16 protein-coding genes are annotated in these 15,295 nt (G+C 73.9%); 11 read left to right on the plus strand and 5 right to left on the minus strand.

Annotated features, from left to right (window positions below; genetic code table 11):
- Nucleotides 1-49: 49 nt before the first annotated feature.
- Nucleotides 50-712, minus strand: a complete 663-nt coding sequence (msrA, locus tag BGO37_RS01715) for a peptide-methionine (S)-S-oxide reductase MsrA (protein WP_291751610.1) — start codon at nt 710-712, stop codon at nt 50-52.
- Nucleotides 713-783: 71 nt separating this feature from the next.
- Here msrA and BGO37_RS01720 point away from each other — a divergent pair, with 71 nt between their 5' ends.
- The 4 genes from BGO37_RS01720 (at nt 784) to greA (ending at nt 4,668) form a co-directional block, all read left to right on the plus strand.
- Entirely contained in the window at nt 784-1,989 is a 1,206-nt protein-coding gene (locus BGO37_RS01720; RefSeq protein ID WP_291751612.1) for a cystathionine gamma-synthase, read from the plus strand.
- Nucleotides 1,986-3,188, plus strand: coding sequence for a threonine ammonia-lyase (ilvA, locus tag BGO37_RS01725; RefSeq protein WP_291751615.1), 1,203 nt, complete (start codon nt 1,986-1,988; stop codon nt 3,186-3,188). The genes BGO37_RS01720 and ilvA overlap by 4 nt, the downstream gene beginning before the upstream one ends.
- Nucleotides 3,189-3,197: 9 nt before the next feature.
- The gene (locus tag BGO37_RS01730; RefSeq protein WP_291751618.1) at nt 3,198-4,031 is read left to right on the plus strand and encodes a PhzF family phenazine biosynthesis protein; all 834 of its coding nucleotides are present in this window, start codon (nt 3,198-3,200) and stop codon (nt 4,029-4,031) included.
- A gap of 145 nt (nt 4,032-4,176) precedes the next feature.
- A complete protein-coding gene (gene greA, locus BGO37_RS01735) occupies nt 4,177-4,668 on the plus strand; it encodes a transcription elongation factor GreA (RefSeq protein ID WP_291751621.1) in 492 nt (163 codons plus the stop codon).
- A gap of 19 nt (nt 4,669-4,687) precedes the next feature.
- On the opposite strand, the gene BGO37_RS01740 is transcribed toward greA, so the two are convergent.
- Entirely contained in the window at nt 4,688-5,077 is a 390-nt protein-coding gene (locus BGO37_RS01740; protein ID WP_291751623.1) for a DUF4307 domain-containing protein, read from the minus strand.
- 106 nt (nt 5,078-5,183) lie between these two features.
- Here BGO37_RS01740 and mca point away from each other — a divergent pair, with 106 nt between their 5' ends.
- The 3 genes from mca to BGO37_RS01755 are packed head-to-tail and all read left to right on the plus strand — an operon-like array spanning nt 5,184 to nt 7,221.
- A complete protein-coding gene (gene mca / locus BGO37_RS01745; RefSeq protein ID WP_291751996.1) occupies nt 5,184-6,068 on the plus strand; it encodes a mycothiol conjugate amidase Mca in 885 nt (294 codons plus the stop codon).
- On the plus strand, nt 6,068-6,355 hold the full coding sequence (locus BGO37_RS01750; protein WP_291751625.1) for a hypothetical protein: 288 nt from the start codon (nt 6,068-6,070) through the stop codon (nt 6,353-6,355). Before mca ends, BGO37_RS01750 begins: the two co-directional genes overlap by 1 nt.
- A 53-nt stretch (nt 6,356-6,408) precedes the next feature.
- Entirely contained in the window at nt 6,409-7,221 is an 813-nt protein-coding gene (locus tag BGO37_RS01755; RefSeq protein WP_291751628.1) for a carbon-nitrogen hydrolase family protein, read from the plus strand.
- Here BGO37_RS01755 and BGO37_RS01760 read toward each other — a convergent pair.
- A complete protein-coding gene (locus tag BGO37_RS01760; RefSeq protein WP_291751631.1) occupies nt 7,206-7,943 on the minus strand; it encodes a hemolysin III family protein in 738 nt (245 codons plus the stop codon). The two genes, BGO37_RS01755 and BGO37_RS01760, sit on opposite strands and share 16 nt — an antisense overlap.
- Before the next feature lie 182 nt (nt 7,944-8,125).
- Between BGO37_RS01760 and BGO37_RS01765 the strand changes: the two genes are divergently transcribed.
- The 4 genes from BGO37_RS01765 to BGO37_RS01780 all read left to right on the plus strand — a co-directional run bounded on the left by BGO37_RS01765 (nt 8,126) and on the right by BGO37_RS01780 (nt 13,168).
- Nucleotides 8,126-8,881 carry an isoprenyl transferase gene (locus BGO37_RS01765; RefSeq protein ID WP_291751632.1) on the plus strand — a complete coding sequence of 252 codons (756 nt, stop codon included), beginning with the start codon at nt 8,126-8,128 and terminating at the stop codon, nt 8,879-8,881.
- A 311-nt stretch (nt 8,882-9,192) separates the two neighbouring features.
- A complete protein-coding gene (locus tag BGO37_RS01770) occupies nt 9,193-10,563 on the plus strand; it encodes a PhoH family protein (protein WP_291751634.1) in 1,371 nt (456 codons plus the stop codon).
- Between the two features lie 280 nt (nt 10,564-10,843).
- A complete protein-coding gene (locus BGO37_RS01775) occupies nt 10,844-11,461 on the plus strand; it encodes a PadR family transcriptional regulator (RefSeq protein ID WP_291751635.1) in 618 nt (205 codons plus the stop codon).
- Nucleotides 11,462-11,491: 30 nt separating this feature from the next.
- Nucleotides 11,492-13,168: a DHA2 family efflux MFS transporter permease subunit gene (locus BGO37_RS01780; RefSeq protein WP_291751637.1), complete on the plus strand. Its 1,677-nt coding sequence runs from the start codon at nt 11,492-11,494 to the stop codon at nt 13,166-13,168.
- A gap of 22 nt (nt 13,169-13,190) precedes the next feature.
- Here the strand turns inward: BGO37_RS01780 and BGO37_RS01785 are convergent, their stop codons facing one another.
- The gene (locus BGO37_RS01785; RefSeq protein ID WP_291751640.1) at nt 13,191-14,597 is read right to left on the minus strand and encodes a class II fumarate hydratase; all 1,407 of its coding nucleotides are present in this window, start codon (nt 14,595-14,597) and stop codon (nt 13,191-13,193) included.
- Nucleotides 14,598-14,652: 55 nt separating this feature from the next.
- Nucleotides 14,653-15,291 carry a carbonic anhydrase gene (locus tag BGO37_RS01790; protein WP_291751643.1) on the minus strand — a complete coding sequence of 213 codons (639 nt, stop codon included), beginning with the start codon at nt 15,289-15,291 and terminating at the stop codon, nt 14,653-14,655.
- Nucleotides 15,292-15,295: the final 4 nt, after the last annotated feature.

Here is a 15,295-nt window from a genome sequence, read left to right on the forward strand (position 1 = left end):
CGTGCCCTGGCGGCCGCGGCCGCGGCCGTAGCCGTGGCCGCCGGAGCGACTACGCCGGCACCGGGCAGGCGACCCCGGTCGAGTTGATCGGGCAGTACCCGTGCGGGTTCTTGTCGAGGTACTGCTGGTGGTACCCCTCGGCGTAGTAGAACTCGCCCGCGTCGGCCACCGGCCTGATCTCGGTGGTGATGGCGCCGAGCCCCGCGGCGGCCAGGCGCGGCGCGTAGGCCTCCCGGGTGGCGCGCGCGGCCTCCAGCTGCGCGTCGGTCGTCGTGTACACCGCGGAGCGGTACTGCGTGCCGACGTCGTTGCCCTGGCGATAGCCCTGGGTGGGGTCGTGCTCCTCCCAGAAGTGCCGCAGCAGGTCGGTGTCGGACAGGACCGTGGGGTCGTACGCCACCAGCACCGTCTCGGCGTGGCCGGTGCGGGCGGTGCACACCTCGTCGTACGTCGGGTGCGGCGTGAACCCGCCCATGTACCCGACCGCGGTGGTCACGACGCCGGGCAGCTGCCAGGCCGCCTTCTCGGCGCCCCAGAAGCACCCGGAGGCCAGGTAGAGCACGCGCGTCCCCTCAGGCCACGGCCCCGCCAGGGGCGTGCCGAGCACGGTGTGCGTCGTCGGCACCTCGTAGGGGTACGACGAGCGGCCGGGCAGCGCGTCCTCGCGCGCGACCATCGTCGACTTCAGGCCGGAACCGAACAGGAATCCCATGTCGTGGATCAACCCCGCCCCCCGGACGCATGTTCCGGCGTCCACGGGCCGAGCCCGTAGGCTCGGCGGACGTGACCGACGACGAATCCCTCGGCTTCGCGACGCGTGCGATCCACGCGGGCCAGGAGCCTGACGCAGCGACCGGCGCGGTGGTCCCGCCCATCTACCAGGTGTCCACCTACAAGCAGGACGGCGTCGGCAGGCTGCGGGGCGGGTGGGAGTACTCCCGCTCCGGCAACCCGACGCGCGCCGCGCTCGAGGCGGCGCTCGCCGCCGTCGAGGGGGGTGCGGCCGCCTTCGCCTTCGCCTCGGGGCTGGCCGCCGAGGACACCCTCCTGCGCGCCGCCCTCCGGCCGGGCGACCACATGGTGATCGGCAACGACGTCTACGGCGGCACGTACCGCCTGGTCGCGCGCGTGCTCGGGCCCTGGGGCGTCGAGCACACCGCCGTCGACCTCACCGACCCCCACCAGCTGGTGGACGCGATCCGCCCGGGGCAGACGAAGGTCGTCTGGGTCGAGACACCGTCCAACCCGCTGCTGTCGGTGGTCGACATCGCCGCCGTCGCGGCGCACGCCCGCGCGGCCGGCGCCCTGCTCGTGGTCGACAACACGTTCGCCAGCCCGGCGCTGCAGAACCCGCTCGCACTCGGCGCCGACGTCGTCGTGCACTCGACGACGAAGTACGTCGGGGGCCACAGCGACCTCGTCGGCGGCGCGGTCGTGGTCGCGGACGGCGCGCAGCTGCCGGCCGGCCTCGAGGGCCCGACCGGCACGACGAGCGTGCGGGACGCCGTGGCGTTCCACCAGAACGCGTCGGGGGCCGTGGCGGGACCGTTCGACGCCTGGCTCGCGCTGCGCGGCCTCAAGACGCTCGACGTGCGCATGCAGCGCCACTGCGCCAACGCGCAGCGGGTCGCCGAGTTCCTCGCCGGGCACCCTGCGGTGACCGCGGTGCACTACCCGGGCCTGCCGGACAACCCGGGCCACGAGCTGGCGGCGCGCCAGATGCGCGGCTTCGGCGGCATGGTCTCGTTCCGCGTCGGCAGCGCCGAGACGGCGGTGGCCCTGTGCGGCGCCACGGAGATCTTCACGCTCGCGGAGTCCCTCGGCGGCGTCGAGTCGCTCGTCGAGCACCCCGCGCGGATGACGCACGGCTCGGTGGCCGGCACGGCCCTCGAGGTGCCCGACGACCTCGTCCGCCTGTCGGTCGGCCTCGAGGACCCCGACGACCTGGTCCGCGACCTCGACCGCGCGCTCGCGGCGGCGACCCGATGATCGGCCCGTCGGACGTCAAGGCGGCCGCCGCCCTGCTCGACGGCGTCGTGACGCGCACCCCGGTGCTGCGCAGCCGCGTCCTGTCCGAGCTCGTCGGGACCGACGTCTGGCTCAAGTGCGAGAACCTGCAGCGGACCGGCTCCTTCAAGATCCGCGGCGCCTACACGCGGCTCTCGCGGATGTCCGACGAGCAGAAGGCGCACGGCGTCGTCGCGGCCAGCGCCGGCAACCACGCCCAGGGCGTGGCCCTGGCGGCACAGATGCTCGGCATCGAGGCGGTCGTCTTCATGCCGGAGGACGCGGCGCTGCCCAAGGTCTCCGCGACCAAGGCGTACGGCGCCCGGGTGATCCCCTCCGGCGCCACGCTCGACGACTCGCTCGTCGCCGCCCAGGCGTACGCGCAGGAGTCCGGGGCGGTGCTCGTCCACCCGTTCGACCACGTCGACATCGTGGCGGGCCAGGGGACCGCCGGCCTGGAGATCGCCGAGCAGGTGCCGGACGTGCGCACGGTGCTGGTGCCGGTGGGCGGCGGCGGCCTGGCGGCCGGCATCGTCGCGTCTCTCGAGGACCGGCCGGACGTGCAGGTGATCGGCGTCCAGGCGTCCCACGCCGCCGCGTACCCCGAGTCGCTGGCCGTGGGCCACCCGGTCAAGGCGCGCGAGCTGCGGACGATGGCCGACGGCATTGCCGTCGGCGTCCCGGGCAAGGTGCCGTTCGAGATCATCTCGACGCACCGCATACCCGTGCTGACGGTCGCGGAGGAGGACCTCTCCCGCGCGATGCTGCTGCTGGCCGAGCGGGCGAAGCTCGTCGTCGAGGCGTCCGGCTCCGCCGGCGTCGCCGCGCTCATGGCGGCGCCCGAGGAGCTCGCCGGCCGCGGCCCGGTCGTCGTGGTCCTGTCGGGCGGCAACGTCGACCCGCTCGTGCTCATGCGGCTCATCCGGCACGGGCTGGCGGCGGCGGGACGCTTCCTCCACCTGCGCATCACCATCCAGGACTCGCCGGGCGCGCTGGCCGGCGTGCTGCGGGACATCGCGGCCTTCGGCGCGAACGTCCTCGACGTGGTCCACCTGCGCACCTCCAAGGACCTGGCGTTCGACGAGGTCGCCATCGAGGTCGAGGTGGAGACGAAGGGGCCGGAGCACTGCACCGACGTGGTGCGCCGGCTGCGCGAGGCGGGCTACCGGCTCGCGGACTAGGGAGGCTCCATGCGCTACACCGAGGTCGACGTCTTCACCGACACCCTCACCGCCGGCAACCCGCTCGCCGTGGTGCACGACGCCGACGCGCTGAGCGACGAGACCATGGCGGCGTTCGCCCGCTGGACGAACCTCTCGGAGACGACCTTCCTGCTGCGCCCCGCCGACCCCGGCGCCGACTACCGGCTGCGCATCTTCACGCCGGCCGGCGAGCTGCCGTTCGCCGGCCACCCCACGCTCGGCTCCGCGCGGGCGTGGGTCGAGGCCGGTGGCGTCGGGCGCACGCCCGGCGTCGTCGCCCAGGAGTGCGGCGTCGGCCTCGTGCCGGTGCGGGTGCGCGACGAGGGAGCGGCGTTCGCCGCGCCACCCCTGCGCCGGTCCGGACCGGCCGACGAGGCCACCCGCGCGCTCGTCGTGCGCAGCCTGCGGGTGCACCCCGACGCCGTGCGCGCGGTCGAGTGGGTGGACAACGGACCGGGCTGGGTGGCGGCGCTGCTCGGATCGGCCGACGAGGTGCTGGCGCTCGAGCCCGACTACGCGGCCATGGCCGACCAGCCCGTCGGCGTCGTCGGGCCCCACGCCGCGGGCGGCCCGGCGGACGTCGAGGTGCGTGCCTTCGTGCCCGACCTCGGCATCCCGGAGGACCCGGTGACGGGCTCGCTCGCGGGCGGTCTGGGGATCTGGCTGCCGTCGACGGGAGTCGTCGGGCCCGACTTCGTCATCCGGCAGGGGACCGCGCTGGGGCGGCGGGGCATGGTGCGTGTGACGCGCGAGGACGGCGCCGTGTGGGTCGGCGGTGACACCGTGGTGGCCGTCACCGGGACGGTCGCGCTCGCTTCGTGAGGCAGTTCCGGACGGCTCGGCGGGCCGGCTTGGTAGACTGGCCGTTTGCGCCGCCGGACGATGACCCCTCGTGGGCACCGGCGGCGCGGTCTCGCGGGGCGTGCGACGACTGCGCGCGCCCTGCCGGACTCCGACCGAGGAAGGGATGGACGTGACCGAATCGACTCAGGCCACGTGGCTGACGCAGGAGGCGTACGACCGCCTGCAGGCAGAGCTTGCCTACCTCGAGGGCGACGGACGTCGGCACATCGTCGAGCGCATCGCCGCCGCTCGGGCCGAGGGTGACCTCTCCGAGAACGGGGGCTACCACGCCGCCCGTGACGAGCAGGCGAAGAACGAGGCCCGCATCCGCGAGCTCAAGGAGAAGCTGCGCAACGTCCACATCGGCACGCCGAAGGACGACGGCGTGGTCGAGCCCGGCATGCGGGTGACCGTGCTGCTGGCGGGCGACGAGATGACGTTCCTGCTGGGCGCGCGCGAGATCGCCGCCGGCACGGACCTCGAGGTGTACTCGCCGACGTCGCCGCTCGGCGCCGCGATCAACGGCCACTCGATCGGGGACACGGTGGCCTACACGGCCCCGAACGGCCGCGAGTTCACCGTGGAGATCACCGGGGCCAAGCCGTTCGCCGGCTGACCTGACGCCGTCTCGGGGCTCAGCCGACGCGGCAGCTGACGACCGTGCCGGTCACCGCGCGCTCCGAGGTCGGGAGGGTCACCGTCAGGCGTTGCGTGCTCGTCGTGCCGGGGCCCACCGGGACGTCCAGGACGCCGACCTCCGCGAACGTCTGCGACAGCGCGTGCACGTGGCAGGTGGCGCTCGCCGACGGCGACTTGGTGACGTCGAACGTCACGTCGATCGAGGTGGCACCGTTGACGTGGTAGCCGACGTCGCGCCACTGCACGGGGTCGCGCAGCGTGTGGATGCCCACCCAGGCCAGCACGCCCAGCGCCGCGAGGACGAGCACGGCGAGCCCGGCACGCCGCCAGGCGACGGTGCGGCCGGTCGGGGCGGGTCCGTAGCGGCCGGCCGGGGGCGTGCTCACGGTCCTCCTAGGCCTCGTCGTAGCGTCGGTGCAGGATGATTGTTCCTCGTCGGGAGGGCGCCCGACGAACCACGACGAGCCACGGGAGCACTGCGTGACCAACAGCGTGACCGACGACACCTTGCGGCTGATGGCCGTGCACGCGCATCCGGACGACGAGTCGAGCAAGGGTGCGGCGACGGCGGCCCGGTACGCGGCGGAGGGCGTCGAGGTGCTCGTCGTCACGTGCACCGGCGGTGAGCGGGGCGACGTGCTCAACCCGCACTACGGGCCCACGCCGGCCGGGGGCATCGAGGGGATGCGTGCGGTGCGGCGGGTCGAGATGGCCGCCGCCGCGGCGGCGCTCGGCGTCCGGCAGCACTGGCTCGGCTTCGTCGACTCCGGCCTGCCCGAGGGCGACCCGCTGCCCCCCTTGCCGGAGGGCTGCTTCGCGCTGACGCCCCTGGAGGAGGCGGCGGCACCGCTCGTCGCGCTCGTGCGGGAGTTCCGCCCGCACGTCATGACGACGTACGACCCGTCGGGCGGCTACCCCCACCCGGACCACGTCATGTGCCACACGGTGTCGATGGAGGCGTGGGAGGCGGCTGGCCACCCCGACCGGTACCCCGACGCCGGTGCCCCCTGGCACCCGCTGAAGCTGTACTACGACCACGGCTTCTCGCTGGCTCGCATGCGCGCGGCCCACGACGCGATCCTCGCGGCGGGTGGCGAGTCGCCGTTCAGCGACTGGATCGACTCGCGCGAGGCGCGGGAGGTGCCGGAGCGGGCCGTGACGACCCGGGTGCGGTGCGACGACTACTTCGACCGGCGTGATGCCGCGCTGCGTGCGCACGCGACGCAGATCGACCCCGACGGCTGGTTCTTCGCCGTGCCGCGGGAGCTCGAGCGGCAGGTGTGGCCGTGGGAGGAGTTCGAGCTCGCGGCCTCGCGGGTGCCCACCACGACGCCCGAGGACGACCTGTTCGCGGGGATCCGGGGGCGGCGGGCGTGATGGGCGCCCTCCTCCTCGCCGCGACGCCGAGCCCGTCGCCGTCCCCGCTGCCGCAGGCGGACCCCAGCCTCGGCTCCCCGGGGTTCATCGGGTTCGTCTTCACGTTCGTGCTTGCGCTCGTGGTCATCGGGCTGGCGCTGCTGATGACGCGCGAGCTGCGCAAGGTCAACCGCAGGGCCCGGCTGGCGGCCGCCGCCGAGGCGGGTGCGCCCGACGCCGCCGACGACGAGCGTGCCGACCAGGGGCCCGACGACGGCGGCTCTGCGGAGCCCGGGCGTCGCGCGTGACCGACGGGCCGTCGACCGCACCCGCGCCTCCCGCGCCGCCGGGACGACCTGCGGTGCGGGTCGCCGTCGCTCAGCTCGAGGTCGGCACCGACCGGGAGGCCAACCGCGCCGCCGCGGTGTCGGCGGTCGACGCCGCCGCCCGCCGCTCGGCGGACCTCCTCGTGCTGCCCGAGTACGCCGCCGCCTACGACCGCCACGGCGTCGGCGCCCGGCTCGCGGAGCCCCTGGAGGGGCCGTTCGTCAGGGCGTTGCGGGAGCGTGCCGCCGCCACGGGCGTCGCGGTGATCGCCGGGACATCCCTGCCGGCCGCCGATCCAGGCAAGGCCGTCAACGCGGTCGTCGCCGTCGACGGCGACGGGCAGCTCGTCGGCGCCTACCGCAAGGTGCACCTGTACGACGCGTTCGGCGCCCGCGAGTCGGACGTGCTGGAGGCGGGCGCGGCCGACGCGCCGCCGCTGGTCATGGCCGTGGCCGGGCTGACGTTCGGCGTCCTGACGTGCTACGACCTGCGGTTCCCGGAGTCCGCGCGCCGGCTCGTCGACGCGGGCGCGCAGGTGCTCGTCGTGCCTGCCGCCTGGGTGGACGGCCCGCTCAAGGCGATGCAGTGGCGCGCCCTCGCCGTGGCGCGCGCGATCGAGGACACCGCGGCCGTGGTGGCCGTGGGCATGGCGGGGGCGGGCGTCACGGGTCGCTCGCTCGTCGTCGGGCCCGACGGCGTCGTCGTGCTCGAGCTGGACGGCGAACCCGGGCTGGCGACGGCCGACCTGGACCCGGCGCGGATCACCGCGGTGCGGGCCGCGAACCCGTCGCTGGCGAACCGGCGGTACCGCGTGGTGCCCGTTCCTGCGGGTCAGCGCAGCGCGTAGGTGGCGAGCGAGACCGCGACGTAGTGGGTGGTGAACCCGACGACGGTGAGCGAGTGGAAGATCTCGTGGAACCCGAACCAGCGCGGGCTCGGGTTCGGCCGCTTGAAGCCGTAGACCACGGCACCGACCGTGTAGGCGACGCCGCCGGCCATGACGAGCCAGACGATGCCCGGCCCGCCGCTGCGCCAGAACTGCGGCATGAACCACACCGCCACCCAACCGAGCGCCACGTAGATCGGCACGTACAGCCAACGGGGCGCGCCCAGCCAGAAGATCCGCATCAGCAGCCCGACGAGCGCACCGGTCCAGACGACAAGGAGCAGCGTGCGGGCCGTGCCGTACGGCAGGAGCAGCACGGCGAGCGGCGTGTAGGTGCCGGCGATGATGAGGAAGATGTTGGTGTGGTCCATCCGGCGCAGCACGCCGGAGACCCGCGGCGACCAGTGGCCCCGGTGGTAGACGGCGCTCGTGCCGAACAGCAGCACGGCGGAGAAGCCGAAGACCGTGTTCGCCCAGCGGGCCGACACCGTGGGCGAGAGCGCCACCAGGACGATCGCCGCCGCGAGCACGAACGGCGCGATGCCGGCGTGGATCCAGCCGCGCAGCTTCGGCTTGACCTGGCCGACGAGCTCGGCGGCAGCCTTCGTCGTGCGCGAGGCCAGCTCGCGCCCGACGTCCCCGGGACCGGCGACGGGCCTCTCGTTGACGTGCCCGGAGCTCATCGATCGCCCTCTCACCAGCCGTAACCTACGGATTCGTAGGTTACGCGAGCGTAGGTTCTGTGTCGACGGGTGGCGCGTGAGGGTGATGTGTCGGTTCGTCGTGCCGCGGACCCAGGACCCCGCAGCGGAGCGGGGGAGCGGGATACCGTGGGGTGCGGCCCATCCCAGGAGAGAGTGCACCGATGCCCCATCCGCTCTACGGACTCTACGAGCGCCGGCTGCTGGCGAGCCTGCCTCGTGAGCGGATGCCGCGGCACGTCGGCGTCATCCTCGACGGGAACCGCCGCTGGGCCCGGTCCATCGGCCTGGACCCCACGACCGGGCACCAGCGCGGCGCCGACAAGATCTCCGAGGTCCTCGGCTGGTGCGAGGAGGTCGGCGTCGAGGTCGTCACCCTGTGGATGCTGTCCACCGACAACCTGTCGCGGGACGCCTCGGAGCTGGTGCCGCTCCTCGAGATCATCGAGGAGGCCGTGGCGAAGCTGGCGGCGACGCGGCGGTGGCGGCTGCAGCCGATGGGGTCGCTGGACATGCTGCCCGAGAGCACGACGAAGGTGCTCAAGGCCGCCGAGGCGGCGACCGCCGACGTCAGGGGCCTGCACGTCAACGTCGCCGTGGGCTACGGCGGGCGGCACGAGATCGCCGACGCGGTGCGGTCCTACCTGAGGGAGCAGGCCGACCGGGGGGCGTCGCTCGAGGGCCTCGTCGACGACTTCGACGTCGAGCACATCGCCGCGCACCTGTACACCAAGGGGCAGCCGGACCTCGACCTCGTCATCCGGACCTCGGGGGAGCAGCGCCTCGGCGGGTTCCTGCTGTGGCAGAGCGCGGAGTCCGAGTTCTACTTCTGCGAGGCCTACTGGCCGGACTTCCGGAAGGTGGACTTCCTGCGCGCGATGCGGGCGTTCGCGGCGCGCGAGCGGCGCTTCGGGCTGTAGGCGCCCACCCCGCGCCGGGCGCGCGTGCCCTTCGTCGGGCGCCGGGTGAAGGACGGTGAACAGCGCGTGACGCCGCGCGTGTCGGCGCGGCCCCGGGCGCGGCCGGAGCTACCGTCCGGCGGTAGAGGGGTGGCGCCCGCCGCCCCCGGGAGGCCAGCCCATGGAGCATCCGCTCCGCAGGGGAGGGGCCGCCCGGCCCCTGAGGGCCGGCCGACCGTATCCCGCAGCCGAGCGCCGCAGGACCACCGTCAGGGTGGTCGGCGCGAGGTGCCCGGACCGACGCTGACGGCGCCGGAGGGGAGCCTGCCGTGGTGAGGACACAGAGCGAGACGACGTCCGCCGTCGAGGTCGAGGACACCAAGCGGACCCACGTGCTGGACACCTCGGTCCTCCTCTCCGATCCCAAGGCGATCGCCCGGTTCGCCGAGCACGACGTGGTGCTGCCCGTCGTCGTCATCACCGAGCTGGAGGCCAAGCGCCACCACGCCGAGCTCGGCTACTTCGCCCGCGCCGCGCTGCGCGCGCTGGACGACCTGCGTGTCACGTACGGCCGGCTCGACGCGCCCATCCCCGTCAACGAGCAGGGCGGGACGCTGCGGGTCGAGCTCAACCATGTCGACCCCACGGTGCTGCCCGCCGGGTTCCGGCTCGGCGACAACGACAGCCGGATCCTCGCGGTCGCGGCCAACCTCGCCGCCGAGGGCTGCGACGTCACGGTGGTGTCGAAGGACCTGCCGATGCGGGTCAAGGCCTCCGCGGTCGGCCTGCGGGCCGAGGAGTACCGGCACGAGCTGGCGATCGACTCCGGCTGGACCGGGATGGACGCCCTCGACGTCACCGAGCAGCAGATGTCCCGCCTGTACGAGGGTGAGCTCGTCGCGCTCGCGGACCTCGACCTCACCGTCGGGCTGCAGCCGGGCGACGCGGCGCGCGACCTGCCGTGCCACACCGGGCTCGTGCTGCACAGCCCGCGGGGCTCCGGGCTGGGACGCGTGACCCCGGACAAGCAGGTGCGGCTGGTGCGCGGCGACCTCGACGTGTTCGGGTTGCACGGGCGCTCGGCCGAGCAGCGGATCGCCATCGACCTGCTGCTCGACGAGGAGATCGGCATCGTGTCCCTCGGCGGCCGGGCCGGCACCGGCAAGTCGGCGCTGGCGCTGTGCGCCGGCCTCGAAGCGGTGCTCGAGCGGCGCCAGCACCGCAAGGTCATGGTGTTCCGGCCGCTGTACGCGGTCGGCGGCCAGGAGCTCGGCTACCTGCCGGGCAGCGAGGCCGAGAAGATGAACCCCTGGGCGGAGGCGGTCTTCGACACCCTGTCGTCGGTCGTCAGCCGCGAGGTGGTCGACGAGGTGCTCGACCGGGGCATGCTCGAGGTGCTCCCGCTGACCCACATCCGCGGCCGGTCGCTGCACGACGCGTTCGTCATCGTCGACGAGGCGCAGTCGCTCGAGCGCAACGTGCTGCTGACGGTCCTGTCGCGGATCGGGCAGTCCTCGCGGGTGGTGCTGACGCACGACGTCGCGCAGCGCGACAACCTGCGGGTCGGGCGGCACGACGGCGTCGCGGCGGTCATCGAGGCGCTCAAGGGCCACCCGCTCTTCGCCCACGTCACGCTGACCCGGTCCGAGCGCTCGCCCGTCGCCGCCCTGGTCACGGAGCTGCTGGAGGGCATCGAGGCGTAGCCCGCCGGTCGAAGGGGCGGTCCGCCGAGGGGTGGGCCGCCCCTTCGTCGTGCCGCGGTGCGCCGCCACGGGGAACCCTTCCGGCGCGCGTCGCGGAAGGCCCGCCGCCGCTCGGCGGTTGTACGACGAGGTCGGTGACGCGGCGGCACCGCGCCGCCGTGGGTCCGTCCCGCCGGGTCGTCGGGCGCGGGGGTCGTCGGGCGCGGGCTTGTCGGGAGGACGACGCAGGCGTATCGTCCCGACCGAACTATTCCGAACGGAATATATCGAACGGAGCACCGTGGCCGAGCTGCCCGTCGTGGCCGTCATGGCCCTCGCGCTGCTGCACGAGGAGCCCATGCACCCGTACGAGATCTTCCGCACGCTCGAGCAGCGCTGCGAGACCCGGCTCGTCCGCATCAACGTCGGCGCCATCTACCACGCCGTGGACCGACTGGTGGCCGACGGCCTCGCCGAGGCGGCCGGGACCGAGCGGGAGGGGAAGCGTCCCGAGCGCACCACGTACCGGGCCACCGCGGCCGGCACCGCCGCGCTCCTGCCGCGCCTCACCAGCCTGCTGGCCGACGACCACCCCGTGTACCCCCCGTTCGCCGTCGGGCTCGCGGAGGCGCCGCACCTGCCGCGCGCCCAGGCGCTCGCGGCCCTCGCCGCCCGACGGGACCGGCTGGCCGCGGCTCGGGCGTGGAGCGCGGCGACGCTCACCAAGCTCCGCGAGGAGCGGAACCTGCCGCTCCGCTTCGTCCTCGACGTCGACCACGAGGCCGCCATGCTCGCGGCCGAGGTCGCGTGGCTCGACGACGTCATCGGCCGCCTGGAGGCCGACCCCGACACGTGGGAGTCGGACCAGGTGCTCGCCGGCACGGCCAGTGTCAGTGCCGTGCCGCACCCTGCTTCCTAGCCCCAGCCAGCCCCTGAGGAAGGTCCTCGAATGTCCGCCACCTCCAGCACGGCGCCGCGCGCGCTCGTCGACCTCCACGGACGCAGCCCGTGGAGCATCCTGCCGGGCCTCTGCCTGGGCTTCTTCATGATCATGATCGACATGACGATCGTGAACATCGCGGTCCCGACGCTGCAGAAGACGTTCGACGCGGGGATCACGGCGGTCGGCTGGGTGAACAGCGCGTACCTGCTGACGTTCGCGGTGCTGCTGCTCGTCACCGGGCGGCTCGGGGACCGGTTCGGCCCCCGGCCGGTGTTCATGGCCGGGCTCGTCGTCTTCACGCTCGCCTCGGCCGCCTGCGGCTTGGCACCGACCATCGGCTGGCTGATCGCGGCGCGTGCGGTGCAGGGGGTCGGCGGCGCGATGATGACGCCGCAGACGATGGCGATGATCACGCGCGTGTTCCCCCCGCGGTCGCGCGGCGCGGCGCTCGGGCTGTGGGGCTCGGTGGCGGGCGTCGCGACGATCGCCGGCCCGCTGCTCGGCGGCATCCTCGTCGAGACGGCGGGCTGGGAGTGGATCTTCTACGTCAACGTGCCGGTGGGCATCGCCGCGCTGGTCTTCTCGCTGCGCTGGCTGCCGCGGCTCGAGACCCACTCCCGTACGTTCGACGTGCTCGGCATGGTGCTGTCGATCGCCGGCATGTTCCTGCTCGTCTTCGGCATCCAGGAGGGCTCCACCTACGACTGGGGGACCATCCGAGGCCCGATCACCGTGTGGGGCGTCATCGCGGTCGGCGTCGTCGTGCTCGCCGCCTTCGGCTGGCTCCAGCTGCGCCGGGGCGACGACGCCCTGCTGCCGATGAAGCTGTTCCGGAACCGGACGTTCCTGCTGTCCAACGCCGCGGGCGGGGCGCTCGGGTTCGCGATGGTGGGCATCTTCTTCCCGTTGACGATCTTCCTCCAGGCGATCCTCGGGATGTCCCCGATCCGGGCCGCGCTCATCAGCCTGCCGGGCTCGGTCATCTCCGGGCTCATCGCGCCGGTCGCCGGTCGGCTGTCGGACCGGGTGCCGCCGAAGTGGATCGTCGCGTTCGGCTTCCTCATGTTCACCGTGTCGGTGTTCTGGCTGTCGGCGTGGGTGAACGCCGAGGCCTCGCCGTGGCGGCTGCTGGCGCCGATGGCGCTGTTCGGGTTCGGCACCGGGACGGTGTTCTCGCCGCTGGGCAACCTCGCGGCGTCCGCGCTGGACCACCGCACGGCCGGCGCCGGGGCGGGGATCTTCAACACGAACCGGCAGGTGGGGTCCGTCATCGGCTCGGCCGCCATGGTCGCGCTGCTGACGTCGCGCCTGAGTCACACGATCATGTCGTCGGCGCAGACGGCGGCCGCTCAGCTGCCGCAGCAGTTCCGCCAGCCGTTCCTCGACGGGTTCTCGCACCTGTCGGCCGCGGACTTCTCGGGCGGGGCCGGCAACGCGAACGCGTTCCCGCTGCCCCCGGGCATCCCCGACAACGTCGCGACGCAGGTGCGGGCGCTGGCGCTGGGCGCGGTCCACGACGGCTTCGCCGCGGCCGTGTCGCAGTCGGTGATGCTGGCGGCGATCGTCTTCTTCCTCGGCCTGCTGGCGTGCCTGGCGATGAGGTCGGTGCGGATCCACCACGAGGCGCCGGCGCCTGCCGGGGACGCGGCGGCGGTGCCGGCGGGGGCGGCGTTCGAGGGGTGACGCCCGGCGCCGCCGGAGCGGGTCAGGCCTGGGGCGGGCGCGTCATCGCCAGCACGTCGAGCGCGGCGTCGAGCTGTTGTTCGGTCACCTCGCCGCGCTCGACGAAGCCGAGGTCGACCACGGCCTGGCGCACCGTCATCCCGTGCTTGACCGCGTGCTTGGCCACCTTGGCGGCGGCCTCGTAGCCGATCACGCGGTTGAGTGGCGTGACGATCGACGGCGACGACTCGGCAAGGGCGCGCGCCCGCTCGACGTTGGCGGTGATGCCGGCGACGGCCTTGTCCGCCAGCAGCCGGGACGCGTTCGACAGCAGCCGCACCGACTCGAGCACCGCCTGGGCGATGACGGGGATCTGCACGTTGAGCTCGAAGGCGCCGGAGGCGCCTGCCCAGGCGACGGTGGCGTCGTTGCCCACGACCCGAGCCGCGACCATGAGCGTGGCCTCCGGGATCACGGGGTTGACCTTGCCCGGCATGATCGACGAGCCGGGCTGCAGGTCGGGGATCGCGATCTCGCCGAGGCCGGTGTTGGGGCCGGAGCCCATCCAGCGCAGGTCGTTGCAGATCTTCGTCAGGCTGACCGCGATCGTCCGCAGCGCGCCGGACAGCTCGACGAGCCCGTCGCGGGCGCCCTGCGCCTCGAAGTGGTTGCGCGCCTCGGTCAGCGGCAGGCCGGTGTCCTCGCGCAGCAGCGCGATGACGCGCTGCGGGAAGCCCGCCGGCGTGTTGATGCCGGTGCCGACGGCGGTGCCGCCCAGCGGGACCTCGGCCACCCTGGGGAGCGCAGCCTCGAGCCGCTCGACCCCGTAGCGGATCGCGGCGGCGTAGCCGCCGAACTCCTGACCGAGCGTCACGGGCGTCGCGTCCATGAGGTGCGTGCGGCCCGACTTCACCACGCCCGCGAACTCCTCGGCCTTGGCCTCGAGGGTCGCCGCCAGGTGCCGCAGCGCCGGGACCAGGTCGTTCACCACGGCGCCGGTCGCCGCGACGTGCACGGACGTGGGGAACACGTCGTTGCTCGACTGGGAGGCGTTGACATGGTCGTTGGGGTGGACGTCGCGCCCGAGCGAGCGGGTCGCCAAGGTGGCGATCACCTCGTTGGCGTTCATGTTGGAGCTCGTGCCGGAGCCGGTCTGGTACACGTCGATGGGGAAGTCGTCGTCGTGCGCCCCGGCCGCGACCTGCTCCGCGGCGGCGGCGATCGCCTCGGCGACGTCGCCCGCCAGCACCCCGAGCTCGGCGTTGGCGCGCGCCGCGGCCTTCTTGATCCGGGCGAGCGCGGCGATGTGCGCGCGCTCGAGCCGCGTGCCCGAGATCGGGAAGTTCTCGACGGCGCGCTGCGTCTGCGCGCGGTAGAGGGCGGCGGCGGGGACCCGCACCTCGCCCATCGTGTCGTGCTCGATGCGGAAGTCTGCGGTGACGTCGGCCATGGGCTCATCCTGCCTCAGCGCCGCGCCGCCCCCGGCCGCCCCCGGGGTCGCGCCCTCAGCCGGCCGGCGAGATGTCCCCGATGACCTCCGCGACGCTGACCGTGCCCTCGGCCAGCGTGTAACCGACCGCGACGACCGCGCAGGTGCCTTCGGCGACGCGGCGGGCGAGGGTCGCGGAGTAGTCCGTCAGCATGTGGGCCGTCGCGCGCAGGTGCTCGTGGGCGAGCTCCTCGACGTCGAGCGACGCCACCGGCCGGCCGGAGGCGGTCAGCGCGACGATGCTGGGGATGACGCGGTCCACCACGGTGCGGACGAACCCGTGCGGAGTCTCGCCGTCGACGAGCGCCCGCGTCGCCGCCGTCACCGCGCCGCAGTGGTCGTGGCCGAGGACGACGACGAGCGGCGCGTCGAGGATCTCGACGCCGTACTCGATGGATCCCAGGACGGTCGTGTCGATGACGTGCCCCGCGGTGCGGACGACGAACGCGTCGCCGAGGCCCCGGTCGAAGATGATCTCCGCGGCGACGCGGCTGTCGGAGCAGCCGAACACGACGGCGAACGGCGCCTGCCCGGTGCTCAGCTCGGTGCGGTGCTCGACGCCCTGGGACGGGTGGAGCATCCGGCCGGAGACGAAGCGCTCGTTGCCGGCGGCGAGCTCGGCCCATGCCTCGGCGGGGGTGGTGGGACGGTTCATGTCC

Origin of the sequence: Cellulomonas sp. 73-92 (genome assembly GCF_001898175.1) — a bacterium.
Classification (GTDB): domain Bacteria; phylum Actinomycetota; class Actinomycetes; order Actinomycetales; family Cellulomonadaceae; genus Cellulomonas.

Coding starts and splice junctions, on each gene's coding strand:
- msrA (WP_291751610.1), bottom strand. CDS start 712: ATGGGATTCCTGTTCGGTTCCGGCCTGAAGTCGACGATGGTCGCGCGC.
- ilvA (WP_291751615.1), top strand. CDS start 1,986: ATGATCGGCCCGTCGGACGTCAAGGCGGCCGCCGCCCTGCTCGACGGC.
- BGO37_RS01730 (WP_291751618.1), top strand. CDS start 3,198: ATGCGCTACACCGAGGTCGACGTCTTCACCGACACCCTCACCGCCGGC.
- greA (WP_291751621.1), top strand. CDS start 4,177: ATGGACGTGACCGAATCGACTCAGGCCACGTGGCTGACGCAGGAGGCG.
- BGO37_RS01750 (WP_291751625.1), top strand. CDS start 6,068: ATGGGCGCCCTCCTCCTCGCCGCGACGCCGAGCCCGTCGCCGTCCCCG.
- BGO37_RS01760 (WP_291751631.1), bottom strand. CDS start 7,943: ATGAGCTCCGGGCACGTCAACGAGAGGCCCGTCGCCGGTCCCGGGGAC.
- BGO37_RS01765 (WP_291751632.1), top strand. CDS start 8,126: ATGCCCCATCCGCTCTACGGACTCTACGAGCGCCGGCTGCTGGCGAGC.
- BGO37_RS01780 (WP_291751637.1), top strand. CDS start 11,492: ATGTCCGCCACCTCCAGCACGGCGCCGCGCGCGCTCGTCGACCTCCAC.
- BGO37_RS01785 (WP_291751640.1), bottom strand. CDS start 14,597: ATGGCCGACGTCACCGCAGACTTCCGCATCGAGCACGACACGATGGGC.
- BGO37_RS01790 (WP_291751643.1), bottom strand. CDS start 15,291: ATGAACCGTCCCACCACCCCCGCCGAGGCATGGGCCGAGCTCGCCGCC.